The 23,829-nt window shown below is 65.0% G+C and carries 21 protein-coding genes; 9 read left to right on the top strand and 12 right to left on the bottom strand.

What is annotated here, in order from left to right:
• Positions 1–41: 41 nt before the first annotated feature.
• A complete protein-coding gene (locus tag Q1U94_RS05140) occupies positions 42–458 on the top strand; it encodes a VOC family protein (protein ID WP_300542461.1) in 417 nt (138 codons plus the stop codon).
• 9 nt (positions 459–467) lie between these two features.
• Here Q1U94_RS05140 and Q1U94_RS05135 read toward each other — a convergent pair whose 3' ends face one another.
• The 3 genes from Q1U94_RS05135 to Q1U94_RS05125 all read right to left on the bottom strand — a co-directional run bounded on the left by Q1U94_RS05135 (position 468) and on the right by Q1U94_RS05125 (position 2,098).
• The gene (locus Q1U94_RS05135) at positions 468–1,214 is read right to left on the bottom strand and encodes a thioredoxin domain-containing protein (RefSeq protein ID WP_300542460.1); all 747 of its coding nucleotides are present in this window, start codon (positions 1,212–1,214) and stop codon (positions 468–470) included.
• A 111-nt stretch (positions 1,215–1,325) separates the two neighbouring features.
• Positions 1,326–1,637: a cupin domain-containing protein gene (locus Q1U94_RS05130; RefSeq protein ID WP_300542458.1), complete on the bottom strand. Its 312-nt coding sequence runs from the start codon at positions 1,635–1,637 to the stop codon at positions 1,326–1,328.
• A complete protein-coding gene (locus Q1U94_RS05125; protein ID WP_300542456.1) occupies positions 1,637–2,098 on the bottom strand; it encodes a RidA family protein in 462 nt (153 codons plus the stop codon). Before Q1U94_RS05125 ends, Q1U94_RS05130 begins: the two co-directional genes overlap by 1 nt.
• 103 nt (positions 2,099–2,201) lie before the next feature.
• Between Q1U94_RS05125 and Q1U94_RS05120 the strand changes: the two genes are divergently transcribed.
• The gene (locus Q1U94_RS05120) at positions 2,202–3,068 is read left to right on the top strand and encodes an alpha/beta hydrolase (RefSeq protein WP_300542455.1); all 867 of its coding nucleotides are present in this window, start codon (positions 2,202–2,204) and stop codon (positions 3,066–3,068) included.
• Between the two features lie 135 nt (positions 3,069–3,203).
• Here the strand turns inward: Q1U94_RS05120 and Q1U94_RS05115 are convergent, their stop codons facing one another.
• Both Q1U94_RS05115 and Q1U94_RS05110 read right to left on the bottom strand, forming a co-directional pair.
• Entirely contained in the window at positions 3,204–4,487 is a 1,284-nt protein-coding gene (locus Q1U94_RS05115) for a DNA polymerase IV (protein WP_300542454.1), read from the bottom strand.
• Positions 4,484–5,377 carry an ROK family protein gene (locus Q1U94_RS05110; RefSeq protein ID WP_300542453.1) on the bottom strand — a complete coding sequence of 298 codons (894 nt, stop codon included), beginning with the start codon at positions 5,375–5,377 and terminating at the stop codon, positions 4,484–4,486. The genes Q1U94_RS05115 and Q1U94_RS05110 overlap by 4 nt, the downstream gene beginning before the upstream one ends.
• 194 nt (positions 5,378–5,571) lie before the next feature.
• Between Q1U94_RS05110 and Q1U94_RS05105 the strand changes: the two genes are divergently transcribed.
• Together Q1U94_RS05105 and Q1U94_RS05100 are read left to right on the top strand one after the other, a co-directional pair.
• Positions 5,572–5,937, top strand: coding sequence for a response regulator (locus tag Q1U94_RS05105; protein ID WP_300542452.1), 366 nt, complete (start codon positions 5,572–5,574; stop codon positions 5,935–5,937).
• A gap of 10 nt (positions 5,938–5,947) precedes the next feature.
• Positions 5,948–7,312 carry a PleD family two-component system response regulator gene (locus Q1U94_RS05100; RefSeq protein ID WP_300542451.1) on the top strand — a complete coding sequence of 455 codons (1,365 nt, stop codon included), beginning with the start codon at positions 5,948–5,950 and terminating at the stop codon, positions 7,310–7,312.
• Positions 7,313–7,366: 54 nt separating this feature from the next.
• On the opposite strand, the gene rpmG is transcribed toward Q1U94_RS05100, so the two are convergent.
• The 6 genes from rpmG to Q1U94_RS05070 form a co-directional block, all read right to left on the bottom strand.
• A complete protein-coding gene (rpmG, locus tag Q1U94_RS05095) occupies positions 7,367–7,534 on the bottom strand; it encodes a 50S ribosomal protein L33 (RefSeq protein WP_203293366.1) in 168 nt (55 codons plus the stop codon).
• A 101-nt stretch (positions 7,535–7,635) separates the two neighbouring features.
• A complete protein-coding gene (locus Q1U94_RS05090; RefSeq protein ID WP_300542448.1) occupies positions 7,636–8,811 on the bottom strand; it encodes an MFS transporter in 1,176 nt (391 codons plus the stop codon).
• Positions 8,812–8,889: 78 nt separating this feature from the next.
• Entirely contained in the window at positions 8,890–9,570 is a 681-nt protein-coding gene (locus Q1U94_RS05085) for an NUDIX hydrolase (protein WP_300542446.1), read from the bottom strand.
• Positions 9,567–11,831: a ribonuclease R gene (gene rnr / locus Q1U94_RS05080; RefSeq protein ID WP_300542444.1), complete on the bottom strand. Its 2,265-nt coding sequence runs from the start codon at positions 11,829–11,831 to the stop codon at positions 9,567–9,569. Before rnr ends, Q1U94_RS05085 begins: the two co-directional genes overlap by 4 nt.
• A gap of 5 nt (positions 11,832–11,836) precedes the next feature.
• Positions 11,837–14,443, bottom strand: coding sequence for a type I DNA topoisomerase (gene topA / locus Q1U94_RS05075; protein ID WP_300542442.1), 2,607 nt, complete (start codon positions 14,441–14,443; stop codon positions 11,837–11,839).
• A gap of 127 nt (positions 14,444–14,570) precedes the next feature.
• The gene (locus Q1U94_RS05070; RefSeq protein WP_300542440.1) at positions 14,571–15,854 is read right to left on the bottom strand and encodes a D-alanyl-D-alanine carboxypeptidase; all 1,284 of its coding nucleotides are present in this window, start codon (positions 15,852–15,854) and stop codon (positions 14,571–14,573) included.
• A 159-nt stretch (positions 15,855–16,013) separates the two neighbouring features.
• Between Q1U94_RS05070 and Q1U94_RS05065 the strand changes: the two genes are divergently transcribed.
• From Q1U94_RS05065 to clpA, 3 genes are all read left to right on the top strand, one after another.
• A complete protein-coding gene (locus Q1U94_RS05065) occupies positions 16,014–16,679 on the top strand; it encodes a phasin family protein (RefSeq protein ID WP_300542438.1) in 666 nt (221 codons plus the stop codon).
• A gap of 358 nt (positions 16,680–17,037) precedes the next feature.
• Positions 17,038–17,367 carry an ATP-dependent Clp protease adapter ClpS gene (gene clpS / locus Q1U94_RS05060; protein ID WP_300542437.1) on the top strand — a complete coding sequence of 110 codons (330 nt, stop codon included), beginning with the start codon at positions 17,038–17,040 and terminating at the stop codon, positions 17,365–17,367.
• A 4-nt stretch (positions 17,368–17,371) separates the two neighbouring features.
• Entirely contained in the window at positions 17,372–19,681 is a 2,310-nt protein-coding gene (gene clpA / locus Q1U94_RS05055; protein WP_300542435.1) for an ATP-dependent Clp protease ATP-binding subunit ClpA, read from the top strand.
• 64 nt (positions 19,682–19,745) lie between these two features.
• Here the strand turns inward: clpA and Q1U94_RS05050 are convergent, their stop codons facing one another.
• Positions 19,746–20,825, bottom strand: coding sequence for an AraC family transcriptional regulator (locus Q1U94_RS05050; RefSeq protein ID WP_300542434.1), 1,080 nt, complete (start codon positions 20,823–20,825; stop codon positions 19,746–19,748).
• Positions 20,826–21,005: 180 nt separating this feature from the next.
• Between Q1U94_RS05050 and Q1U94_RS05045 the strand changes: the two genes are divergently transcribed.
• Together Q1U94_RS05045 and recQ are read left to right on the top strand one after the other, a co-directional pair.
• Positions 21,006–21,830 (top strand): DUF2306 domain-containing protein, encoded by an 825-nt coding sequence (locus Q1U94_RS05045; RefSeq protein WP_300542433.1) that lies wholly within the window; start codon positions 21,006–21,008, stop codon positions 21,828–21,830.
• A gap of 73 nt (positions 21,831–21,903) precedes the next feature.
• Positions 21,904–23,691 carry a DNA helicase RecQ gene (gene recQ / locus Q1U94_RS05040; protein WP_300542432.1) on the top strand — a complete coding sequence of 596 codons (1,788 nt, stop codon included), beginning with the start codon at positions 21,904–21,906 and terminating at the stop codon, positions 23,689–23,691.
• The last annotated feature ends 138 nt before the right edge of the window (positions 23,692–23,829 follow it).

Raw genomic sequence — 23,829 nt, 5'->3', positions numbered from 1 at the left:
CCATTTTGTTCTAGTCTGGTTTTCCGCTATGGAGGACCGGTATGGAACAGCGTGTCTCGCTTATCACCCTTGGCGTGGACAATCCCGCGAGGGCGCGTGAATTCTATGAAAAGCTCGGCTGGACCGCCGCGTTCGAGAATGAACAGATCGTTTTCTTCCAGCTCAACGGTGTGGTGCTGGGCCTGTTCCAGCGCGAAAGTTTCGATCACGACATGAAGCGCGACAATGATGGCCGGGGCCGTGTGGCGCTGGCCTATAATGTGCGCGACAAGGCCGAGGTCGATCCATTGCTGGAAAAGGCCGTCGGCGCCGGCGCCACCCTCCTCAAACCGGCCGAAGAAGCCCCCTGGGGCGGCTATTCCGGCTATTTCGCCGATCCCGACGGCCATGCCTGGGAAATCGCCTGGAATGGAAGCTGGGCCATCGATGCAGACGGCAATGTGCGCATCGACGGGTAGGGCGGGTGCCTAATCCGCCGCCAGGGCCCGGTTCAACGCCTCTTCCAGCGCCATTTCGTTGGCACCGGGCACCACTGTGCCGTCGACGATGAAGAAGGGGGTGCCGGACACGCCCAGAACCTGGCCAAGCGAGCGCACCTGGTTGATATGATCCATGATTGCCGGGTCTTCCATGTCTTCGCGCATGCGCTCGACATCGACACCGGAGACCCGGGCTAGCTGGTCGATCCGTTCGTCCGGCAGGGGGCCGGACGAAGACACCATGGCATGGTGGAAGGGGGCATAGACGTTTTCGCCCTGGCGCAGCGCGGCGATGGCCGCCCGGGCCGCCTGGAGCGAATCCTCGCCCAGGATCGGGTATTCCTTGAAGATGAACTGGACGCGGTCACCGTGCCGCTCGCGCACCGCCTCGACCCATTGCGCGGCCACGCGGCAATAGGAACAGCGATAGTCCATGAATTCGACGATCACGACATCCGCGTCGTCGGGCCCCACGCGTGGATCGCGAGGATCATTGTAGATCGCGTCGGACTGGGCAGCGACAGCATCGTAGGTCGCCTGCATTTCGCGGGCCCGGGCGCGGCGCTGCAGTTCGATCAGGGCCTCTTCGATGATTTCCGGATTTTCAAGGATATAGTCGCGCACGATCTCGCGCACTTCCTCCCGGTCCGCATCGGACATCTGGGCATCGGCGTTGCCCTGCTGGCAGCCCATCAGGAAAACGGCCGCAGCCACCAAACCGGCAAATCGCATCATGATCGAAGATCCCTTTTCGACAGTGTCCGGCACCTTTAGCCGACACCGGCAGGCCGGGCGAGGGCTGCACCTGTAAATTCGTCGTGTCCGGTCCGCGCGCCGCAGCGACGGCTAGTCGCTGTTGATGTCCTCGACCACGAGAATGCGGGCCTCGCCGACCGGATGGGCGACATGTTCCTCGCCATTGCCGATGGCCAGTGCGTCGCCCACCTCCAGCAGCATGACTCTCTCCTCACCGTCTTCGCGGTATTTCATCTCCACTGTCCCATCGAGGACGACAAAGACCTCGTCGCCCGTATTGCGGTGCCAGCGATAGGGTTTGTCGGTCCAGTGCAGGTCGACGCCGGTGGTGCCGAACAGGGCGAGGCGGTGCGAGCCCCAGGCGCGATCGGCGGTGAAGTCGCGGGCTCGGATGCGTTTCATCAGGCGATCTCGAAGATGCCATCGACTTCGACCGCCGCACCCAGCGGCAGTTCGGGACATGAGACTGCCGAACGGGCATGGCGGCCCTTGTCGCCGAAGGCCTCGACCATGAGGTCGGAACAGCCGTTGATGACCTGGGGGATTTCGACGAAGCCCGGTTTCACGGAGACGAACCCGCCGAGCTTGACGACCCGTTGCAGCCGCGAGAGATCGCCACTGCAGGCAGACTTGAGCTGGGCGATCAGATTGATGCCGCACAGCCGGGCTGCGGCCTGGCCGGCGGCCAGGTCCATGTCCTCGCCCAGCCGGCCCTTTACCAGACCGTCCGGTCCGAGCGAGACCTGGCCGGAGATGAAGACCAAATTGCCCGTCTGCACGAAGGGCACGTAATTGGCCACCGGTGCGGCAGGTTCGGGAAGGGAAATGCCGAGTTCGGCAAGGCGGGCTTCGATCGCGGACATCGGCGTCTCCATGGCTGCGTGTCACCGGCAACTTAATGGCGTATTCGCGCCATTCAATCTGCCTGCTTGACTTGACGCGCACGTCATCCGGCAGAGTCATGTCATGACCACGCTGATCGAAGAAGATGAAATCCGGTTCGACGCCCGAGACGGCTATTCGCTGTCCGGACGGATCATCGCGCCGGACAATCCGAGGGCCGCAGTGCTGATTTCGTCCGGCACGGGTTTTCCCAAGGGATTCTACCGCCGCATCGCCCTGGCCGGGGCGGAACACGGTTTTGCCTGCCTGGTCTATGACTACCGCGGTATTGCGGGATCCGCGCCCGAACGCCTGCGTGGTTTCAGGGCCGACATTCTCGACTGGGGCCGGCTGGACATGCCCGCCGCGCTGGACCGGGCGGAGGCGTTGGCGCCAGGCAAGCCGCTCTACACGCTGGGGCATTCGGTGGGCGGCCACCTGATCGGCCTGGCGGACAATGCCGGCAAGGCCCGCGCGCATGCCTTCGTGTGCTGCGGGTCGGGACATTGGGGCCGGCATCGGGCCGGCTACAAGCCACGCGTGAAATTCTTCTGGTTCCTCTACGGGCCGGCCTGCCTGGCCCTTGCGGGCTATATACCCGCGGGCGGCGCCTGGGGTGGAACGGCGCTGCCGCGCGAGGTTTTCCTGCAGTGGCGCCGCTGGGCATCGCTGCCAGGCTATCTGGGCGACGATCTGGAGAATATAGGCGAGCATTGTTACGACCGGATCGCCGCGCCGATCCGGTCCTACCAGTTCTCCGACGATCCGATCGCCACGGAGGGGGCGGTGCAGGATATTCTGGATATCTACACGTCCGCGCCGAGTGAAATGATCCGCCTTGCTCCCGCCGATCTCGGCCTTGACCGCGTCGATCATGCCGGCGCCTTCCGGCGCGGGGCTGAACGCTTCTGGCCGATGCCGTTCGACTGGTTCGATACGTTGGCAAGCTAGGCTTTCCTCCCCGCAAGGCGGAATGTCGGCGACAAACTGCGCCCTCCCGGCGCCGCGCGCCGGGCCCCTTCGACCCGATGTTGCGCATAGGCCCGCTTCCCCACGATGTGGGGAAGAAAAACTTGCCGCTAATCCTCACTCCTTCCGCTTCGACCGGAAACCGATTCCCTTGACCACGGCGTCACCGCCATACTTTTCCCGGGCCCTGTCCATGGCGCGCTCGGCGGTGGCGCGGCGCAGGGCGCCCGGGTCCAGCAGGTCGCCACTGTCACCCACTGCATCCTGCAAACTCGAAAACCCGATCCCGATCAGCCGGTAGCGGGTGCCGTCTATCTCCGGCGACAGAAGTTCGCGGCCCACGCGGAACAGCGTGTCGGCAAGCTGGCTGGGCTCCTTGAGAGTGCGCCGCCTCGTACGGGTCTTGAAGTCGGAGGCTTTCAGCTTGAGTGTCACCACAAGGCCGGAAATCCCCTTGGCCTTCATCTGGTCGGACACACGCACGCACAGCCGCCAGAGCTGTTTTTCCAGGATTTCGCGGTCGTCATAATCGGCATTGAACGTGGTCTCGCAGGACACGCTCTTGCGTTCGCGCTCGGGCTTGACCTTGCGCGTATCCTCGCCGCGGGCAAGACGGGCCAGGTGATAACCCATTTCACCATAGCGCCGGGCCATGTCCCTGTCGCCATGCCGGCGGATGTCGGCGAGGGTGCGGATGCCGTCTCGCTCCAGCTTCGCCGCGAAGGCCGGCCCCACGCCATAGATCGCCCGCACCGGGCGCGGACCGAGAAAGTCCATAGCCTCGGCCTCGCCGATGACGGCGAAACCATGCGGCTTGTCGAGATCGGAGGCGGTCTTGGCGAGGAATTTGTTGAAGGACAGCCCCACCGAAACGGTGATTCCCACCGTTTCGCGGATGCGGCGCTGGAGGCGCAGCAGCGTCAATGCCGGCGGGGCGCCGTGCAGCCGGGTTGTGCCGGTGAGATCCAGAAAGGCCTCGTCGATCGACAGGGGTTCCACCAGCGGGGTGATGTCCTTCATCATCTCGCGGATGCGATAGCCCTCGGCCGCATACTTGCCGTGAACCGGCTTGATCACCACCGCATCCGGACAGGCCTTGAGCGCCTTGAACATCGGCATCGCCGAATGCACGCCATAGAGCCGGGCGATATAGCAACAGGTCGAAACCACGCCGCGCTGGCCGCCGCCGACGATGACCGGCTTGTCCTCCAGCTCCGGATTGTCGCGCTTTTCGATCGCAGCAAAGAAGGCGTCGCAGTCGATATGGGCGATGGAAAGCGTGTTGAGTTCGCGATGGCGCAGCAGTTTGTGGGAGCCGCAGGCCGGGCACGCGTCCAGACCCGGTTCGAGCGGGGCCAGGCAGGCCCGGCAATAGCCCGGATCGGCGAGTGCCGGTTTCATTCCGGTGCCGCCGGCCACAGCCACGCCGCTCCGCGCACGCCGGAACTGTCACCATGCATGTGGCGGCGCACGCGGGTCTCGAGAATGTCGGAAAAGACGTATCGTGGCAGACCTTCCTCGACCTTCTGCGGCAGATCCTGCGTATTGGACAGGCCGCCGCCGAGCACGATCACGTCGGGGTCGATGATATTGACCACGCTGGCGAGCGCCCGGGTAAGCCGGTCGATATAGCGCCCGCGGCTGTCGCGAGACGCCGCATCGCTCGCTGCCAGGATGTCGCGGGGTTCCCGTGCGATCCCTGTACGTTCGGCATGCTCGCGCGCCATGCCGGGCCCGGACAGCCAGGTCTCGATACATCCCGACTGTCCGCACCAGCATGTTGTCCCGGGAAGTTCCCCGGGTTTGGGCCAGGGCAGGGCGTTGTGGCCCCATTCACCGGCAATGTGCTGGGCCCCCGTGAGCAATTGGCCATTGATGACGATGCCACCGCCCACACCGGTGCCCAGGATCACGCCGAACACGACGGACTCGCCGGCCCCCGCGCCATTGCGCGCTTCGGACAGGGCGAAACAGTCGGCATCATTGGCCATGCGGACCTCGCGGCCCAGCCGGGCCTCGAGATCCGTCTTGAACGGACTGCCATTGAGCCAGACCGAATTGGCATTGCGCATATTGCCCGTCTTCGGGCTGATGGAACCGGGATGGCCCAGGCCGATGCGGGCCGGACCGTGCCGCCCCTCCAGATCGTCGATAATTTCGGCGATAGCGTCGATCGTTCCGGCATAATCCCGCGGCGTCGCGATCCGTTCGCGCACCAGCAGGCGCCCGGCCGCATCCATGACGGCCGCTTCGGTCTTCGTGCCTCCCAGATCGATTCCGATACGGAGCATGTGCCCTCCCTCCGGCGCGGTATGAATCCTGTTTGTAATCCCCCGATTTGTTCTTATCTTGTTCCGGAACGGACGAAAAGTGCCCGTTGACTCATGGTTGGTTAAGGAAGATCGGGTTTGATGCAGGCGGGGTTAAACACGCACGGTACAAGCGTGCATCAAACGGGAAGCGCGTCGTCGACATGCTGCAGGTCATGCCCAAAAAGGTCCTGATCGTCGAGGATAACGAGCTCAATATGAAGCTCTTCAACGATCTGCTCGAGGCTCATGGCTATGAGACCCTGCAGACGAAGGATGGCTTCAAGGCGCTCGAACTGGCGCGCGAACACACGCCTGACCTGATTCTCATGGACATCCAGCTGCCGGAGGTTTCCGGTCTCGAAGTCACCAAATGGCTCAAGGATGACGAGGTTCTGTCGGCCATTCCCGTTGTCGCCGTGACGGCGTTCGCGATGAAAGGGGACGAGGAGCGCATCCGGGAGGGCGGCTGCGAAGCCTATCTCTCCAAGCCGATCACCGTGACCACCTTCATCGAGACCGTCCGCCAATTCCTCGATTAGGGGGCGGCCAGTGAGTGCACGCATCCTTGTTGTCGACGATCAGGCCGCCAATGTGCGCCTGCTCGAAGCCCGGCTTCAGGCCGAGTATTTCGACGTGTGCACTGCCGCTGACGGTTTCGAGGCGATCGAGGTGGCCCGGACGGAACAGCCCGATCTCATTCTCCTCGATGTGATGATGCCCGGCATGGACGGTTACGAGACCTGTTCCAGGCTCAAGGCCGACCGCAATACCCGCCATATTCCCGTGGTCATGGTCACGGCGCTGGATCAGCGCGAAGACCGGATTCGCGGCCTGGAAGCCGGTGCGGACGAATTCCTGACCAAGCCGATCGACGATGTGGCCCTGTTTGCCCGGGTGCGCAGCCTGCTGCGCCTAAAATCGGTCCTCGACGAATTGCGTTATCGCGAATCCAATGCGGCGCTGGCCGGCGTCGATACCGAACCCGCAGGCGAGGAGTCTGAAGCAGCGGGCGCGGTGATCGTCAGTGCCGATCCGCGCGCCGCCGGACGCTATGCCGGGGCCCTTCCGTCCCGGGTGACGGCGCGCGGGGTGAGCGATCCTGCCGAAGCCATGGTGGCCGTGCAGGATGGTACCGATCTGCTGATCGTCGATCTCACCTCGCCGGATTATGACGGTTTGCGGCTGTGCGCCCGGGTTCGCTCGGATGCGGCGACCCGGCAATTACCGATCCTGGCCGTGGTCAATCCGGACGATGTGTCCCAGGCCGTGCGGGCACTGGATCTCGGCGTCAACGATATCATCCATCGCCCCGTCGACGCCGGCGAGCTCAGCGCGCGGGCGCGTACCCAGCTGCGCCGAAAGCACTACGCCGACCGGCTGCGCGACCAGCTCGACCAGAGCCTGGAAATGGCGGTCACCGATCCGCTGACCGGGCTGCACAATCGCCGCTATATCTCCTCGCGCCTGCGCCAGGCCCTGGCCAGCGCGAACAATGGCGGTGCGCCGGTTTCGGTGATGATCGCCGATATCGACCATTTCAAGTCGATCAACGATCTCTACGGCCACGAGGCCGGAGACGTGGTCCTGCAAGGCTTTGCCGGACGCATGCAGAGCGCGCTGCGCGCGCTGGATCTGGCGGCACGCTATGGCGGGGAGGAATTCCTGGTGGTCATGCCCGGTGCGGGTATGGCGGAGGCCCGGATCGCCGCTGAACGCCTGCGCAGCGCTGTCGCCGAAGAGCCCTTCGTGCTGGAAGACGGCACAGATATCGCCGTGACCGTCAGCGTGGGCCTGGCCCAGGCATCGTTCGGCGAGACCTTCGAAGCCCTGCTGCGCCGCGCCGATGCCGCGCTCTATACCGCGAAGAATGAAGGCCGGAATCAAGTTCAGGCCGCGGATGCTGCCGCGGCCTGACCTTAAGGCTGTTGCCTGAAATCGTTCAGAGGGACGCTGACACGCGTCCGCTTCCTACTTGATCTTGGCTTCCTTGAATTCGACGTGCTTGCGCGCGATCGGGTCGTACTTCTTCAGCACGAGCTTCTCGGTCATCGTACGCGCATTCTTCTTGGTCACGTAGAAGTAACCGGTATCAGCCGTCGAGTTCAGGCGGATCTTGATGGTTGTCGGCTTCGCCATGGCTCAAAGTCCCGAAAATTTCGCGCGCGCCACGGCCCCATGCCGTCGCGGGAGCGCGCGAACATACGCATGGGCGCGTGTGTGTCAACTGTTGTCGGCGGTCATTTCGCCGATGCGGTGAGGCTTCTGAGGCCGACGACAATCACATACGCGCCGGAGATGGCCGACAGGGTCCACAACAGCCCCCACGGCCCGATGGCGTCCATGGCACCGCCAGCGACGGGCGGGCCGGCAAAGCTGCCCAGGCCATAGGCGAAGATGAAGCCGGCATTGGCGGCCGCAATGGCGCCGCCGGTAAAGCGTTCGCCCAGGAGCGACAGGCCGACCGAGTAGAGCCCGCTGGCCACGCCGGCCTGTATAAAGATCAAGGGCAGCAGGAAAATCGCGGTCGAACCGGCCAGCCCGGCCGCCAGCGGGGTGAAGGTCGCGATGGCAGCGATCCAGAACAGGGTGGCACGCCGGTCGGTCTTGTCGGCGATAAAGCCCAGCGGGATCTGGAAGGTCAGCGCGCCCAGCGCAGCGGCCACCATCACCATGCCGATCATCGTGTGGGCCAGGCCGATACGTTCGCCATAGACGGGCAGGAGGGAGAAGGCGAGGGTTTCCAGCGCGCCGAAAGCCAGACCCGCCAGGATGGCAGCCGGCGCAGAGCGGGCGGCATTGAGCATCGCGCCCAGCGACGAGCCTTCGCGGTCCGGTGCGACGGCTTGCGGACCGCGCAGCGCGGTGACCGGCAGGATGCCGGCAAGGAAAATGGCCGCGCCGACGTAAAAGCCCATGTCGCCCTCCGGATCGAAGGCTGCGAACAGCAGGCCGCCAATGCCGAACCCGCCTGCCAGGGCGGTTCCGTAGACGCCCAGCATGAAGGCGCGGCGTTCGGGCGAGACGACCTGGTTGATCCAGCTTTCCGAAATCACGAAGACGACGGTCATCAGACAGCCCACCGTGAAACGCAGGACGAACCAGCCGGTGACGTTTTCCCAGACGGGAAAGAAGACAAAAAGCGCCGCTGCGCCCGCCAGCGCCGCGACCAGGATCCGGCGCGCCGGTGCCAAGGTCATCAGGCGCGGCACCAGGGGCGCCATGATCAGGGTGGACAGGGCCGCGGCCGCGCCGTTGAGACCGACCAGCAGGCCTGAACCGGTCATGAATTCCAGTCTCAGGGAGATCAGCGGCATCGACAGGCCGAAGACGATACCGCACACCCCGGCACACGAAATCGCCGCGATGAGGGCGCGGATATTGCCGTAGCGGATGTCGGTCAGAAGCGTGGTCATGGCCGCAGCTATAGCGAGCCGCAAGGCTGGCGTCTCTCCTGGAGTCAGCCTGGGGGACTCGAGGGCAAGGCGAGGCGGCTACAACCCTTCCACCACCATCTTTCCGTACCGTTCGCGCATGCAGCGCACCGGCTCGGGTGCGGGCGGCAGGACGCGCTTTAACTCGTCGAGCACGAAGTGCGTCACGAAGGGCAGGTCAAGATCGCGCGCGTCGGCGAGCGGCACCCATTGCACGTCTTCCAGCTCTGCGCTCGGCACGGGCGGGCGGTTGTCGTAGAGCGCGCCTGCGTCGGCGGTGAAGAACCAGGTGTCGAAGCGGCGCGTGCGGCCCGGGGGAGTGATGGCGCGGGTGATAAGACGCAGCGGGGCGAGGTCGGGCAGGACGCCGAAACGCCGGAAGGGCGCCCAACTGGCATGGCGCGAGGGGCAGGGGCCGTCGCGGGCGATCAGGAGGCCGGTCTCTTCCGCCGTCTCCCGTACCGCTGCTGCGGCCGCGGCCCGGGCCCGGCGCCTGGGCAGGGTGCGGGCCATGGCGGACAGCACATCGTCCGCGAGATCGCGGGCAATGGGGGCGGTATTGTCTGCCCGGTCCACCCGGCCTCCGGGGAAGACATACTTGTTGGGCATGAAGACATGCCGGGCCGAGCGGCGGCCCATCAATACCTCCACGCGGCTGCCGTCGCAGCGGGTCAGGATGAGGGAGGCGGCGAGGCGCGGGCGGATGGGTCTGAGGCCGGCACTCCGGCGCTCGTCGCTCATCGCCGCTTGCCCTTTCTGCCCTTCCAGGGCTTGCCCGAACGGCGGCCGCCGGGCGGGCCGCCATGGCGCCGCCGCCCCTTGGGCCTGGGCCCCTTTTCCGGGGGCGTGAGAATATCCAGCAACAGCCCGCCGGTGACCGGCTGGGCTTCCTCGATGCGCACCGTGACCGTCATGCCCAGACGATAGCGATTGCCGGTCTCCAGGCCAATCAGCGCATGTTCGCGATCGTCGTGCTCGAAACGCTCCTGGCCCAGCCGGCTGATCGGCACCAGCCCGTCGGCGCCGGTTTCGGCCAGGCGGACAAAGGCGCCGAAACGCGTGACACCGGTGATCCGGCCCTCGAATTCCCCGCCCACCTTGTCGGACAGGTAAAGCGCGATGAAACGGTCCACCGCGTCTCGCTCGGCGGCCATGGCGCGGCGTTCGGAATGGGTAATGTCTTCGGCAATCGCCGTCAGCTTCGAGCGCTCCTCGTCGCTCTGGCCGTCATGTCCGAGATTCAGCGCGCGGATCAGCGCGCGGTGGACGGTGAGGTCGGCATAGCGCCGGATCGGCGAGGTGAAATGGGCGTAGCGGTCGAGATTGAGTCCGAAATGGCCCTGATTCTCGGTGTCGTAGACGGCCTGCGACTGGCTGCGCAGCACCACCTCGTTGATGGTCTCGTAGTGTTCGGAATTCTTCGCCTGGGCCAGGAGTTTGTTGAAGCGGCCGGTCACGACGCGCTCGCCGCGCGTCCATTTCAGGCCCACCGTGGGCAGGAAGTCTGCCAGCCCCTCGATCTTCTCTTTCGAGGGCTCCTCGTGCACCCGGTAGATGAGCGGGGTGCGCTTTTCTTCCAATGTCTCCGCGGCGCAGACATTGGCCTGGATCATGAATTCCTCGATCAGCTTGTGCGCATCGAAACGCTCACGCACCTCGATGCCGGAGACCTTGCCGTCCGGTCCGACACGCACCCGGCGCTCCGGCGCATCGATCTCCAGCGGTTCGCGCCGTCCGCGCGCCTCCCGCGCCGCGAAATAGGCGCCCCACAGCGGTTTCAGCACGTCATCGAGTAACAGTTTGGCCGTCTCGCCGCCCTTGCCGTCGATGGCGTTCTGGGCCTCGGTATAGGAGAGTTTTGCGGCCGACTTCATCCAGCCGCGCAGGAAGCGGTGCGAACGCTTGTTGCCGTGCCTGTCGAATACCATCCGCACCGCCAGGCAGGGACGTTCCTCGTTCTCGCGCAGCGAACACAGATCGTTGGACAGGCGTTCCGGCAGCATCGGCACGACCCGGTCTGGCAGATAGACCGAATTGCCTCGCTTGTAGGCCCCCCGGTCCAGCGCGCCGCCGGGTTCGACATGGGCGGCCACGTCGGCAATGGCGACGATGACCTGCCAGCCGCCCTTGTTCTCCGGATCCTCGTCCGGCGCGGCCCAGACCGCATCGTCATGGTCTTTCGCATCGTCCGGGTCGATGGTGATCAGGGGCAGGTGCCGGATATCCTCGCGGCCTTTCATCGTGGCCGGTCTGACCGTGTCCGCCTCGCGCTGTTCGGCCTCGGAAAAACCCTGCGGCACGCCGTGGGAGTAAAGCGCGATGAGACTGCCCGCACCGGGTGCCGTGGCGTCGCCGACGACCTCGACGATCCGGGCAGTCTTCAATCCGTGGCGATTTCCCTTGACCAGTTGGCACAGGACGAGATCGCCGTCCCCGGCCTTCTCGGCCTCGCCCTTGACCGGTACCAGCTCATGCCGCGAGCGGCGGTCGACAGGAAGCAGGCGGATCGGACCGGATTGCGGCTTGCGCAGGACGCAGAGGAGTTTGTGGGCGCTCTGGCCGAGCCGTTTGATCAGCCGGGCCTCATAGCCGCCCTCATCGTCGGGGGCGAGGCGGACCAGGGCCCTGTCGCCGATGCCCAGCGCCGTCTGCCCCTTGCCGCCGGCCCCTTCGCCGGGCGCGAGGCGGATTCGCGGTGCGGCGCGGTCGGAGCGCACCGGTTCGGCCAGGAGTTCGCCGTCATTGTCGCGGTCGGTGATCTCCACCACGGTCACCGAGGGCAGGGCACCGGCCAGGGTGTAGGTCTTGGACGGGCTGCGCGCGATCGCGCCGTCTGCCTCAAGCTCGGCCAGCACGTCCTTCAGCGCGCGCTTGGCGTCGGTGCCCTTGAGTTTCAGGGCGCGTGCGATCTCGCGCTTCCCGAACTCGCCTTCGCCCAGCTTGATGGCCTCAATGACCGCCTCTCGCAGGGAGCCGGCGTTCGATGTCGTATCGCCGGCCATCGTGCCTACTCCGCCTTGGTTGTCTTGCCGGCCGTCTTTTTGGCGGCGGGCTTCTTTTTCGCCGCTGTCTTCTTGGCGGCGGTCTTTCTAGCAGGCGCCTTTTTCTTGGCCGGCGCCTTCTTCCGGCCGCCCTTGGCCGCCTTGGCCTCGACCCATTCCATGGCCTGTTCCAGGGTCACGCTCTCCGGATCGGTACCCTTGGGCAGGGTGGCGTTGACCTTCTCGTATTTCACATACGGGCCATAACGCCCGGACATGATGCGCACGGGCTTGCCGTCATGCTCGCCCAGCTCCCTCAGCGCCGTTGCCGTCGAGCCGCGGCGTCCGCCACTGGCACGCTTGTCGGCGATCGCCGAGACCGCGCGATTGAGACCGATCTCGAAGACATCCTCGACGCTGGCGAGATTGGCGTAGGTCTTGTCGTGATGCACATAGGGGCCGTAGCGGCCGATATTGGCGGTGATGGGCTGGCCGTCATCGGGGTGTTCGCCGACCAGGCGCGGCAGGTCGATCAACTGGATCGCCTGGGCTTCGGTCAGCTCGCCGGGATTCCAGCCTTTCGGAATCGAGGCGCGCTTGGGCTTGTCCTCGCCTTCCAGCTCCATCTCCAGATAGACGCCGAAACGGCCATCCTTCATGATGACGGGCTTGCCGGTGTCGGGGTGGATGGCCACCTGGCCGTCACCCTCGATCCTGGGTTCGGCGTCCTGCTCGCCCATCTGGCGGGTGAACTTGCAGTCGGGATAGTTGGAGCAGCCCAGAAAGGCGCCGAACTTGCCCAGGCGCAGGCTCAAGGTGCCTTCGCCGCAGGAGGGGCAGAGCCGCGGATCCGACCCGTCTTCCTTCTCCGGGAAGATGTGCGGTGCCAGGGCCACGTTGAGCGCTTCCAGCACCTCGCCGATGCGAAGTTCGCCGATATCGTCGACGGCGGCGCGGAATTCGGTCCAGAAATCGCGCAGCAGCTGTTTCCAGTCCAGATCGCCGGCCGACACCTTGTCGAGCTGGGTCTCCAGGCCCGCGGTGAAGTCGTATTCGACATAGCGGGCAAAAAAATTCTCCAGGAAGGCCGTTACCACGCGGCCCTTGTCGAGCGGCTGGAAGCGGTTCTTCTCCATCACGACATAGTCGCGGTCGCGCAGCACCTGCAGGGTGGAGGCGTAGGTAGACGGGCGGCCGATCCCGAGCTCCTCCATCCGCTTGACCAGCGAGGCTTCGGTAAAGCGCGGCGGCGGCTGGGTGAAATGCTGGTCGGCATGGGTTTTCACGGCCTCGGCCGATGCACCCTGGCTCACCCTGGGCAGGCGCGTTTCGCCTTCATCCTCCTCGTCGTCGCGGCCTTCCTGATAAAGTGTCAGGAAACCGTCAAAGAGCAGGACCGAACCGGTGGCGCGCAGGCCGGTTTTCTTGTCGTCGCTGACAATATCGATCGAGGTGCGTTCGAACCGGGCGCTTTCCATCTGGCTGGCCACGGCCCGGCGCCAGATCAGCTGGTAGAGCCGTGCCATATCCTCGTCGAGATGGAGGCTTTCCGGCAGGCGCGCAAAGGAGGTCGGGCGGATCGCCTCGTGTGCCTCCTGGGCGTTCTTCGCCTTGGTCGAATACATGCGCGGCGAAGCGGGTACGTAGAGCGAACCGTGCTCGCGGCCGATCACGTCGCGCGCCTGGTTGATCGCCTCTGACACCATGGAGACGCCATCGGTCCGCATATAGGTGATCAGGCCGGTGGTCTCGCCGCCGATATTGACGCCTTCATAGAGTTTCTGGGCCGTCTGCATGGTCCGCGTCGCGGAAAAGCCCAGCTTGCGCGCGGCCTCCTGCTGCAGCGTCGAGGTGGTGAAGGGCGGCGGCGGATTGCGCTTGGCCGGTTTGGCCTCGACCGCGGCGACCGAGAGGTCGGCCGTCTTGATCGCCTCGACCGCGGCGTTGGCGCTGGCCCGGTCCTTGATCGAGAGCTTCTGCAGCTTCTTGCCGTCCAGGGTGACCAGTTTGGCGCGGAAAGGATCGGTGCCGGCCGCGATGTCGGCATCGACTGTCCAGTATTCTTCCGAGCGGAACTTCTCGATTTCCAGCTCGCGGTCGCAGATCAGCCGCAGGGCGACCGATTGCACGCGGCCGGCCGAGCGCGAGCCCGGCAGTTTGCGCCAGAGCACCGGTGACAGCGTGAAGCCCACCAGATAGTCCAGCGCGCGCCGGGCCAGATAGGCATTGACCAGTTCCATGTCGACGGCGCGCGGATGGCGCAGCGCGTCCTGGACCGCCTGTTTGGTGATCGCGTTGAAGGCCACACGCTCGACAGTGACATCCTTGAGCACGCGGCGTTTTTGCAGAGCCTCGAGCAGATGCCAGGAAATCGCTTCGCCTTCGCGATCCGGGTCGGTGGCGAGGATGAGCCGGTCGGACTCCTTCACGGCATCGGCGATCGCCTTCACCCGTTTGGCCGACTGTGTGTCGACCTCCCAGGCCATGGCGAAATCCTCGTCCGGCTTCACCGAGCCGTCCTTGGGCGGAAGATCGCGGACATGCCCGAAGCTCGCCAGAACCGTGTAGTCCGACCCGAGATACTTGTTGATGGTTTTGGCTTTGGCCGGGGATTCTACGACGACGACATTCATCGGTTCTTGCGTCCAGACATGGGCTGAGGGCCGCCGGGCGGCAGCCAAGGCGCGCGAAAGTGTTCGAGGGGGAAGGTTGTGTCAACCGACCGGAAGATTCCAGCCCGTCACGCAGGACAGACGGTGCTCAGCGCCCCGGTGCGACCGTGAAACAGGGATGGCTGCGGGCGGCGAGGTCGGCGCAGGCCTGGCGGGCTTCGGTCTCGGTGAGGGCCTCGAACCGGGCGCGCCAGAGTCGGTCGCCATCGATATCGACCGACCGCGCGGCGGGCTGGGCCGCGCCGAAGGCAAGCGAGAAGCCGGTCACCCGGTCGAGCTGCTCGCGCGCGCGACCGGCCGTGTTGTACGCGCCGACCTGTACGGCCCAGCGGCCGCGCAGGAGGGAGGGTTCGCGCGCGGCTTCCGGTTCGGCCGGGCGCGTCATCTCGTCCTCGTCGGCCAGAACGATCCGCACCGGCGGGGCAGCCTGGCTCGACCCCATCTCGGTCGGTTCCGCCAGGTGCAGGGCAGCAACGTCCATGGCGATCAGTTCCTGCTGGCGCATCGGCGAGACACGCGGCGAGGAGAGGGCGGCGAACAGGCGCGTATCCTCGCGCTGTTCCAGGGTCGCAAAGGCCGCTTCGATCAATTCCTCGGCGTGGGCGTCGCGGGCGGACCCGCTCGGCCCGCCCATAACGACCGCGACCAGACGGTGATCGCCGCGCTCGGCGGAGACCACGATGTTGAAGCCGGAGGCGCGGATATAGCCGGTCTTGAGACCGTCCACGCCCTCGACGCGCCCCACGAGCGTGTTGTGGTTGCGATAGGTGCGCCCGTTGAAACGGAAACGGTCCTCGTCGAAATAGTGGAAATAGTCCGGGAAGTCGCGGTGCAGCGCGATGGCCAGGCGGGCCATGTCGCGCGCGGTGGTCCGCTGGCGCCGGTCGGGCAGGCCGGAAGCATTGCGGAAGGTGGTGTTTTCCAGGCCAAGCTCGCGGGCGCGTTCGGTCATCAGCTCGGCAAACCGGCTCTCGCCGCCGCCCAGGCGTTCGGCGACCGCGACCGCAACATCGTTCGCGCTCTTGATGACCAGGGCCCGGATGGCTGTCTCGGCGGTGAGGGTTTCCCCGGCGGGCACGCCGAGCCGCGAGGGAATGGCCTCGGCGGCATTCTGCGAGATCCGGATCTGGTCGTTCAGCCCGATTTCGCCGCTCTCGATGGCCTCGAACAGCATGTAGAGGGTCATCATCTTGGTCAGCGAGGCGGGATAGCGCTGGGCCTCCGAACGCCGCGAATGCAGTACCGTGCCCGTGTTCTCGTCGACGACGAAGGCGGCGTAACGCGATGTATCGGCACGCGAAAACCCCGTCGCAAACAGGCCGATGGCGAGTGCCGCAAGGGCAGTGAGAACAAGACGAAGTCCGGTAACCATGGCGGCACTGTCGCCAAGCGGTGTTTCCAGCCGGTTAAACCTGCCTCATAGGCCATTACGAAAGTTTTGTGCAGCGCACAAAATTCTCTTGACGCGGGGCGGCGCCATGGCTATGTTTGCTGCGACTGCGAAGAGCGGTCGCAACAAAAGTTTGAAACGATGAGCGACGTCAAGACCACCAAGACCGAACCGCAAGCCTCCGCTGCCGAAGCGGACGCCTCCGCAACGCCGAAAGCGGCGACGGAGACAGCGAAGCCGGTCAAGACGCCCGTCAAGAAGACGGCGGCCAAGACGGCCTCCGCAAAGAAGTCGGGCACCAAGCCGGCGGCGCCCAAGTCTAAGCCCGCCAAGGCCAAATCCGCTGCCAAGCCGGCTCCGGCCGCAGCCCGCACCAAAACGAGCACCACAATGAACCAGACCATTGAAAGCATGACCGCCGCGAGCAATGAAGCGCTCAAGGAAGGTTTCGAAAAGACCCTGAAGTCCGTGACCGAAGCGTCCAACTTCCAGAAGGAAACCGTCGACGCCATGATCGCGTCCGCCACGGTGGCCGGCAAGGGTCTCGAGACTGTCAATGCCAACGCCGTCGCCTACACCAAGTCGCTGATGGAAGACGGTGTCTCCGCGACCAAAGCCTTCGCGTCCGCGAAGTCGGTCCAGGAGATTTTCGAGATCCAGTCCGAGTTCACCAAGACGGCGATGGACAACTACCTCGCCGAGCTGAACAAGACGACCGACCTGTTCTCGGACGTTTTCAAGGACACGCTGAAGCCGATCAACGATCGTGTGACGGCCGCCATGGAGCTGGCGCAGGCCCAGCGCTAACCGCTCCGGCGAAACGAGTTTTCCTCCCCGACTGGGCCCGGTGATGATCACCGGGCCCATTTTTTTCGGGTACGTCTTTTTCTGAAAGGGCCGTTGAGCGGCCCTGCTGCGCACGGCTCCGGTTTTCCGGATGCCGGTGGCGCTGTCCTCCCCGACCGGGCCCGCAGTGAGCCGGCGGATCCCCTATAATTTGTGGGGCCCCCTTCTTATGTCGTTTGGGACGAAACGGGAAGAAAGAATTTCGCCGACGTGTTATCTTTTTTGCCGGATGCGGGTGCAGCCGCCTCCTTTCCATCGCGTCGGCGGCATCCCATCTCCCGGATCGGGGCCGCGAGTAACATTCGAGCACGTTTAAAATATGACCGAGCGAAATCATGAAGATGCGGGCGTAGAAGAGGAAACTGGCCTTGCTACGAAGACCCGGCCGGCAACCAAGAAACCTTCGCTTTACCGTGTCCTGTTACTAAATGACGACTACACGCCAATGGAGTTCGTGGTCGAGATCCTCGTCCGCATCTTTCGAAAAACTCCAGAAGACGCCGCCAGAATCATGCTCCACGTGCATCAAAACGGCGTCGGAATGTGTGGCGTGTACACGTACGAGGTTGCCGAAACCAAGGTAGCCCAGGTCATGGACGCGGCACGGCGGGCTCAGCACCCGCTCCAGTGCACAATGGAAAAGGAATAGAGTGGTGCCCTCATTCTCTTCAGATCTCGAAGACAGCCTGCACCGCGCTCTGGGCTACGCCAATGAGCGTGGGCATGAATTTGCCACCCTGGAGCACCTCCTCCTCGCTCTGGTGGATGACCAGGACTCAGGCGCCGTGATGAAGGCGTGCGACGTGGATCTCGAAGAGCTTCGCGCGACGTTGACCGAATATATCGACAACGAACTGGCCGAGCTTGTCGTCGACGATGACGAGGACGCCAAGCCGACCGCCGGCTTCCAGCGCGTTATCCAGCGTGCGGTGATTCACGTTCAAAATGCCGGCCGCGAAGAAGTGACCGGGGCGAATGTCCTGGTGGCCCTGTTCGCGGAGCGCGAAAGCCATGCCGCCTACTTCCTCGCCGAACGGGACATGACACGCTACGACGCCGTGAACTTCATCTCCCACGGCATCGGCCGCAAGCCGGGTGCGTCCGAAGAGCGTGCCGTGCGCGGTACAGAAGAGCCGGAAGAAGCCCAGAAGGACGGCGATGCGCTGACGGCCTATTGCGTCAATCTGAACGAGAAGGCGAAGAAGGGCGCTGTCGATCCGCTGATCGGCCGCGAGTCCGAAGTCGAGCGCTGCGTTCAGGTCCTGTGCCGCCGCCGCAAGAACAATCCGCTCCTGGTGGGCGATCCGGGCGTCGGCAAGACGGCCATCGCCGAGGGTATTGCCCGCAAGATCGTTGAGGGGGAGGTGCCCGACGTGCTGGCCGGTGCGACCATCTATTCGCTCGACATGGGCTCGCTGCTGGCGGGTACCCGCTATCGCGGCGATTTCGAGGAGCGTGTGAAACAGGTCGTCAAGGAGCTCGAGGACAAGGATAATGCGGTCCTGTTCATCGACGAGATCCACACCGTTATCGGTGCCGGCGCGACGTCGGGCGGGGCAATGGATGCGTCCAACCTGCTCAAGCCGGCGCTGCAATCGGGCGGCCTGCGCTGCATGGGTTCGACGACCTACAAGGAATACCGTCAGCACTTCGAGAAGGACCGGGCCCTAGCGCGGCGCTTCCAGAAGATCGACGTGACCGAGCCGTCGGTGCCGGACGCGATCAAGATCCTGCAGGGTCTGAAGTCCTATTTCGAGGATTTCCACGATGTCCGCGTCACCAATGAGGCGCTGAAGTCGGCCGTCGAACTGTCGGCGCGCTACAGGGGCGACCGCAAGCTGCCGGACAAGGCGATCGATGTGATCGACGAGGCCGGGGCGCAGATGCGCCTGCAGCCGGTGTCCAAGCGCAAGAAGACGATCGGCGTGAAGGAAGTGGAGACCGTGGTCTCGACGATGGCCCGCATTCCGCCGAAGACGGTGTCCAAGGACGACGAACAGTCGCTGAAGGCGCTGGAAACCGATCTCAAGCATGTCGTGTTCGGCCAGGACGATGCGATCGACCAGCTGGCGACCGCCATCAAACTGTCCCGTGCCGGCCTGCGCGAGCCCAACAAGCCGATCGGCTGCTACCTCTTCTCCGGCCCTACGGGCGTCGGCAAGACCGAGGTGACCAAGCAGCTGTCCGAGATCATGGGCGTCGAGCTGCACCGGTTCGACATGTCCGAATACATGGAACGCCATGCCGTTTCCCGGCTGATCGGCGCGCCTCCGGGCTATGTCGGATTCGACCAGGGCGGCCTCCTGACCGACGCCGTCGACCAGCATCCGCACTCGGTGCTGCTGCTGGACGAGATCGAGAAGGCGCACCCCGACCTGTTCAATATCCTCCTGCAGGTAATGGATAATGGCACGCTGACCGACTCGAACGGCAAGAAGGTGGATTTCCGCAATGTCATCCTGGTGATGACGACCAATGCGGGCGCCGCCGACGCGCAGAAGGAAGCCATCGGTTTCGGCCGCGGCAAGAAGACGGACGAAGCGGACAAGGCCGTCGAACGCCTGTTCACGCCGGAATTCCGCAACCGTCTGGATGCGATCATTCCGTTCGCGCCGCTGTCCACCGACACGATCGGCCGCGTGGTCGAGAAATTCGTCCTGCAGCTGGAAGCCCAGCTGATCGACCGCGGCGTGACTTTCGAGCTGACGCCGGCTGCCACTGCCTGGCTGTCCGAGCGCGGCTATGACAGCCGTTTCGGCGCCCGCCCGCTGGCCCGGGTCATCCAGGAACACATCAAGAAGCCGCTGGCCGACCAGATCCTGTTCGGCGAGCTCAAGAAGGGCGGACTGGTGAAGGTGGATGTGGATCCGGCGGACGAAAACCGCCTCGACTTCCACATTACGCCCGGCGACCGGCTGTTGCCGCGCAACGCGAAGAAGAAATCGAAGAAGGAAGAGGTGTAGGGCCTCGGTCTTTCAAGCGAAACGGAAACGGCGCTCCACCGGGGCGCCGTTTTTTATTCGGGGTCTATTCTGCGGCGAGGCCCGGCGGCGCATCGCGTCCGGCGGCCCTGAAGGCCCGCGGGGTCTGGCCGGTGACGTCCTTGAACGCCCGGTTGAACGGACCGATTGAGGCGAAGCCGCTGTCGAGGGCGATTTCCAGGATGGACAGGTCCGCGCTGGCGGGCGCGTGCAATTGTTCCATGGCGTGATCGATCCGGTAGCGGTTGATCAGGCGGTTGAAATTGGGTTCGCCCAGTCCGGCGGTGATGGCCCGGCTTATCCGGTAGTCCGGCTCGTGCAGACGCCGGGCAAGGCCCGCGACCTTCAGATCCGGATCGAGATAGAGGTGCTCGCGTGCCAGGATATCCCGGACACGATGCCCCAGTGCGCGGTCATCTTCACTGGCCGGACCGGCTGCGCGGGTCTGCGTCTCCGGCACTAGCGGGTGGGCAGCACGATAGCGGATGGCACCGCTCATCACGACCAGGATCGCCAACGCGCAGGCGGCCTGGATGCCGGCCATGAGTTCGGCGGGCAAGGGGGCGTTGCCATGATCCAGAAGCATCACGCAGGTCGATACGCCCAGGCCGAAGGTCGACAGGTAGAGCAGCCGCAGCCGGCGTTCATTGACCGTCAGACGGCTGGACCAGCCGCGCAGGCCTTCCCAGAAGGCGAGTACCAGCACTGTCGAGCTCAGGAGCGTCTGGAAGCCGTCGAGCCCGCCGGCGACCGCCGGGAAGTAGGCGGCCTCCACCGCAGACGGCATGAGCGGACTGAGGACGGCCTGGTCGATCACGGTCGGCGCGAAAATACCCGCCACGAGCATGAGTTCGGCGGGACCGATGACGGTATGAGTCCTGAACAGAGCCCGGGCGACCAGCCAGAAAACGCTGCAGGTACCACATCCGGCGATGATGACCAGAGGTGCAGCCGGACCCAGTGCGCCGCCGAACACCTCACGCAACATGACGGCGGTGAGCCCGGTGCAGAAAACAGCCCAGGTCAGGTGGAGGAGGGAGCGCTTGGGCATGGCAGCGATGGCAATGATCCAGGTCAGGGCGAGACCGGCTACTGCCAGCTTTATGGCACCCGCGATTTCCAGCATGTCTCGACTCCCGGCGTCGGCGTTTCTGCAAGCATGCGGCGTGCCAGCGGCGCCAGTCAAACCTGCACACGGAAGACGCCAGTTTAGCCGATTTCCAAATCGGCAAGACAAGCGGCATCGATCCGCCGCCAATCCCGCATATCCGGGCGCTGTGCTGCGCCGTGTTCAAAGGGATTTGTCATGTCCGACACCATCGCGCGATCCGCACCGTTGCCACCCATCGCGCTCGCCCAGCGCTTGTTGAAAGGCGCAGGAGCGCTCTGGTTCCTGGTGGTCGTCGCCGGCCAATGGCTGTTTGTCTATTACATTCTCGCAGCTTATGTACCGCGAACCGTTTCAGGTGCCTGGGAGCGCTGGGACGAGACCGGGCTTATCCATGGCTTCACCGAGGGCGACCTGCCGGGCAATCTGGGCTTTATCAGCCACGTCCTGCTGGCGGCGGTGGTCACGCTGGGCGGCACGTTGCAACTGATCCCGCAACTGCGTCAGCGGCTGCCCGTCCTGCACCGCTGGATGGGGCGCACCTTTCTGGCCGTAAGCGTCTTCATGGCGGTGGGCGGTATCGTGCTGATCTGGGGACGGGGCACGCGTCTGAACGATGTGACAGGCCTTGCCACGACGATCGACGGTATCCTGATCCTCGTCGCCGCGGCCTTTGCGCTGCACTTCATCCGCCGCCGCCAGATCGACCGGCACCGGCGCTGGGCCATGCGGCTTTTCATCTTCGTCAGCGGCGTCTGGTATCTGCGTGTCGGCTACATGGCCTGGGGTATCGCCACCGGCGGTGCCGGTATCGGCGAACGGATGGACGGTCCGGCGGATTACGCGCTGGCCTATGCATGTTTCCTTTTGCCCTGGGCGATCCTGGAACTCTATCTGCGCGCCTGTGACTGCCGTGCCCTGACGGTCAAGCTCGGCATGGCCGGGGTGATGCTCGCCGCTGCGGTCGTCACCGCTCTCGGCGTATTCGGGGCCTGGCTGGTGATGTGGAGCCCGCACGTGTGACGGCCCCGGCCAGGTGGGGAATGTGTGCACAATCACACTGCGGACGGCATCGTGCTTGGCTAGGCTGGGTGCGATGTCCGATCCGCTTTCCATCCTCCGCTCCGTCTTCGGCTATGACGAGTTCCGGCCCGGCCAGGCCGATATCGTTGCGCATATTCTCGCCGGTACGCCGACCCTGTGCGTGATGCCTACCGGGGCGGGAAAATCCTTGTGCTACCAGGTGCCGGCCCTGCTGCTGGACGGGCCCGCCATTATCGTCTCGCCACTGACGGCGCTGATGGACGACCAGGTCGCAGGGCTCAGGGCCAATGGTGTGGCCGCGGCGGCGATCCATTCCGGCCGCGACCGGGCCGACAATGTCGCCGACTGGAAACGCGTCCGGGCGGGTGAGGTGAAGCTTCTCTACCTGTCGCCGGAACGGCTGATGACGCCGCGCATGCTGGGCGCGCTCGACGCCTTGGCGCCGGCGCTCTTCGTCGTCGACGAGGCGCATTGTATCTCCAAGTGGGGCGCCAGTTTCCGGCCGGAATACGAACAGCTCGCCGCCCTGAAGGACCGTTTCCCCGGGGCCCGGCTGGCGGCTTTCACGGCGACGGCGGATGCGGCCACGCGCGAGGACATTGCCGCCAGGCTCTTCGGCGGGAGCGGCGAGATCGTGGTGCACGGCTTCGACCGGCCGAACCTGTCGCTCGCGGTCGAGCCCAAGTCGAACGGCAAGAAGCAGTTGCTGGATTTTCTGGATGTCCGGCGCGGCGCCGCCGGCATCGTCTATTGCCTGTCGCGCAAGTCGACCGAGGAGATTGCCGGCCTGCTGGTCTCGGAGGGATATCGCGCCTTGCCCTATCATGCCGGCCTGTCGCCCGAACTCCGGCGCGAGCATCAGGAAACCTTCATGGCCGAGGAGGGCGTGGTGATGGTGGCCACGATCGCCTTCGGCATGGGGATCGACAAGCCGGATATCCGCTATGTCGTGCACCTCAACATGCCCGGTTCCATGGAGGCCTATTATCAGGAGATCGGCCGGGCCGGCCGGGACGGGCGTCCGGCCGAGGCCATGATGTTCTACGGCCTGTCCGATGCCCGCATGCGGCGTCAGTTTGTCGACGATGACAGCGGCGATGAGGGGCACAAGCGGCGCGAGCACAAGCGGCTGGATGCGCTCCTGGCCTATTGCGAGGCGACGCGCTGCCGGCGTCTGGCGCTCCTGGCCTATTTCGGTGAGCCCGATGGCCGGGCCTGCGGCAATTGCGATACCTGTCTCGACCCGCCCGAACTGGTGGACGCCACGCGCGAGGCGCAGATGCTGATGTCGGCCATTGCCCGCACAGGCCAGCGTTTCGGCGCGGCGCATATTGTCGATGTGGTGCGCGGGGCCGACACCCGGCGCATTCGCGAACGCGGCCATGACCGCCTGCCCACGCACGGCGTCGGGGCGGACCGGCCGAAATCCTTCTGGCAGGGCCTGGTGCGCCAGTGCCTGGCCGGCGGCTATCTCGACCTGGACATCGAAGGCTTCGGTGCATTGAAACTGACCGCTGCCGGCGACCATGTGCTCAAGGGGCGGGCGCAGCTCGAGATTCGCGAGATCAAACCGATCAGGACCGAAAGGCGCCAGCGCCGCATCGAGGCCGCCGAGGCCGAAGGCGATATCGATGCCGGCCTGCTCGCCACCCTGAAAACCCTGCGCAAGAAACTCGCCGCCGAACGCCAGGTGCCGGCCTATGTCATCTTCTCCGACGCCACCCTGATCGAGATGTGCCGCATCAAGCCGCAGACCCTGGACGAGCTGGGCCTGGTAAAGGGGGTCGGCCCGAAAAAACTGGCGGATTACGGGCACGTGTTCCTGGACGCGCTGGGATGACGGTCGAGGCGGCCGGGACCTCCTGATCGAAGACGCGGACGACACGGCCGCGCGGCAGACCCCGGCGCTCCGGCCGGGAGACGTGGGGAGGAGGGAACCCACACCGTTTCCCGGGCCAAAGCAGAGCGGTGCCGCACC

This window comes from Maricaulis sp. (assembly GCF_030149515.1).
In the GTDB taxonomy this organism is placed as follows: domain Bacteria; phylum Pseudomonadota; class Alphaproteobacteria; order Caulobacterales; family Maricaulaceae; genus Maricaulis.
The sequence above is the reverse complement of the archived record's forward strand: the minus strand, read 5'-3'. Positions and strand labels throughout refer to the sequence as shown.

Bases quoted from the DNA above. Each gene is read 5' to 3' on its own strand.
- Q1U94_RS05140 (WP_300542461.1), top strand. From the start codon at position 42: ATGGAACAGCGTGTCTCGCTTATCACCCTTGGCGTGGACAATCCCGCG.
- Q1U94_RS05135 (WP_300542460.1), bottom strand. From the start codon at position 1,214: ATGATGCGATTTGCCGGTTTGGTGGCTGCGGCCGTTTTCCTGATGGGC.
- Q1U94_RS05130 (WP_300542458.1), bottom strand. From the start codon at position 1,637: ATGAAACGCATCCGAGCCCGCGACTTCACCGCCGATCGCGCCTGGGGC.
- Q1U94_RS05125 (WP_300542456.1), bottom strand. From the start codon at position 2,098: ATGTCCGCGATCGAAGCCCGCCTTGCCGAACTCGGCATTTCCCTTCCC.
- Q1U94_RS05120 (WP_300542455.1), top strand. From the start codon at position 2,202: ATGACCACGCTGATCGAAGAAGATGAAATCCGGTTCGACGCCCGAGAC.
- Q1U94_RS05115 (WP_300542454.1), bottom strand. From the start codon at position 4,487: ATGAAACCGGCACTCGCCGATCCGGGCTATTGCCGGGCCTGCCTGGCC.
- Q1U94_RS05110 (WP_300542453.1), bottom strand. From the start codon at position 5,377: ATGCTCCGTATCGGAATCGATCTGGGAGGCACGAAGACCGAAGCGGCC.
- Q1U94_RS05105 (WP_300542452.1), top strand. From the start codon at position 5,572: ATGCCCAAAAAGGTCCTGATCGTCGAGGATAACGAGCTCAATATGAAG.
- rpmG (WP_203293366.1), bottom strand. From the start codon at position 7,534: ATGGCGAAGCCGACAACCATCAAGATCCGCCTGAACTCGACGGCTGAT.
- Q1U94_RS05090 (WP_300542448.1), bottom strand. From the start codon at position 8,811: ATGACCACGCTTCTGACCGACATCCGCTACGGCAATATCCGCGCCCTC.
- Q1U94_RS05085 (WP_300542446.1), bottom strand. From the start codon at position 9,570: ATGAGCGACGAGCGCCGGAGTGCCGGCCTCAGACCCATCCGCCCGCGC.
- rnr (WP_300542444.1), bottom strand. From the start codon at position 11,831: ATGGCCGGCGATACGACATCGAACGCCGGCTCCCTGCGAGAGGCGGTC.
- topA (WP_300542442.1), bottom strand. From the start codon at position 14,443: ATGAATGTCGTCGTCGTAGAATCCCCGGCCAAAGCCAAAACCATCAAC.
- Q1U94_RS05070 (WP_300542440.1), bottom strand. From the start codon at position 15,854: ATGGTTACCGGACTTCGTCTTGTTCTCACTGCCCTTGCGGCACTCGCC.
- Q1U94_RS05065 (WP_300542438.1), top strand. From the start codon at position 16,014: ATGAGCGACGTCAAGACCACCAAGACCGAACCGCAAGCCTCCGCTGCC.
- clpS (WP_300542437.1), top strand. From the start codon at position 17,038: ATGACCGAGCGAAATCATGAAGATGCGGGCGTAGAAGAGGAAACTGGC.
- Q1U94_RS05050 (WP_300542434.1), bottom strand. From the start codon at position 20,825: ATGCTGGAAATCGCGGGTGCCATAAAGCTGGCAGTAGCCGGTCTCGCC.
- Q1U94_RS05045 (WP_300542433.1), top strand. From the start codon at position 21,006: ATGTCCGACACCATCGCGCGATCCGCACCGTTGCCACCCATCGCGCTC.
- recQ (WP_300542432.1), top strand. From the start codon at position 21,904: ATGTCCGATCCGCTTTCCATCCTCCGCTCCGTCTTCGGCTATGACGAG.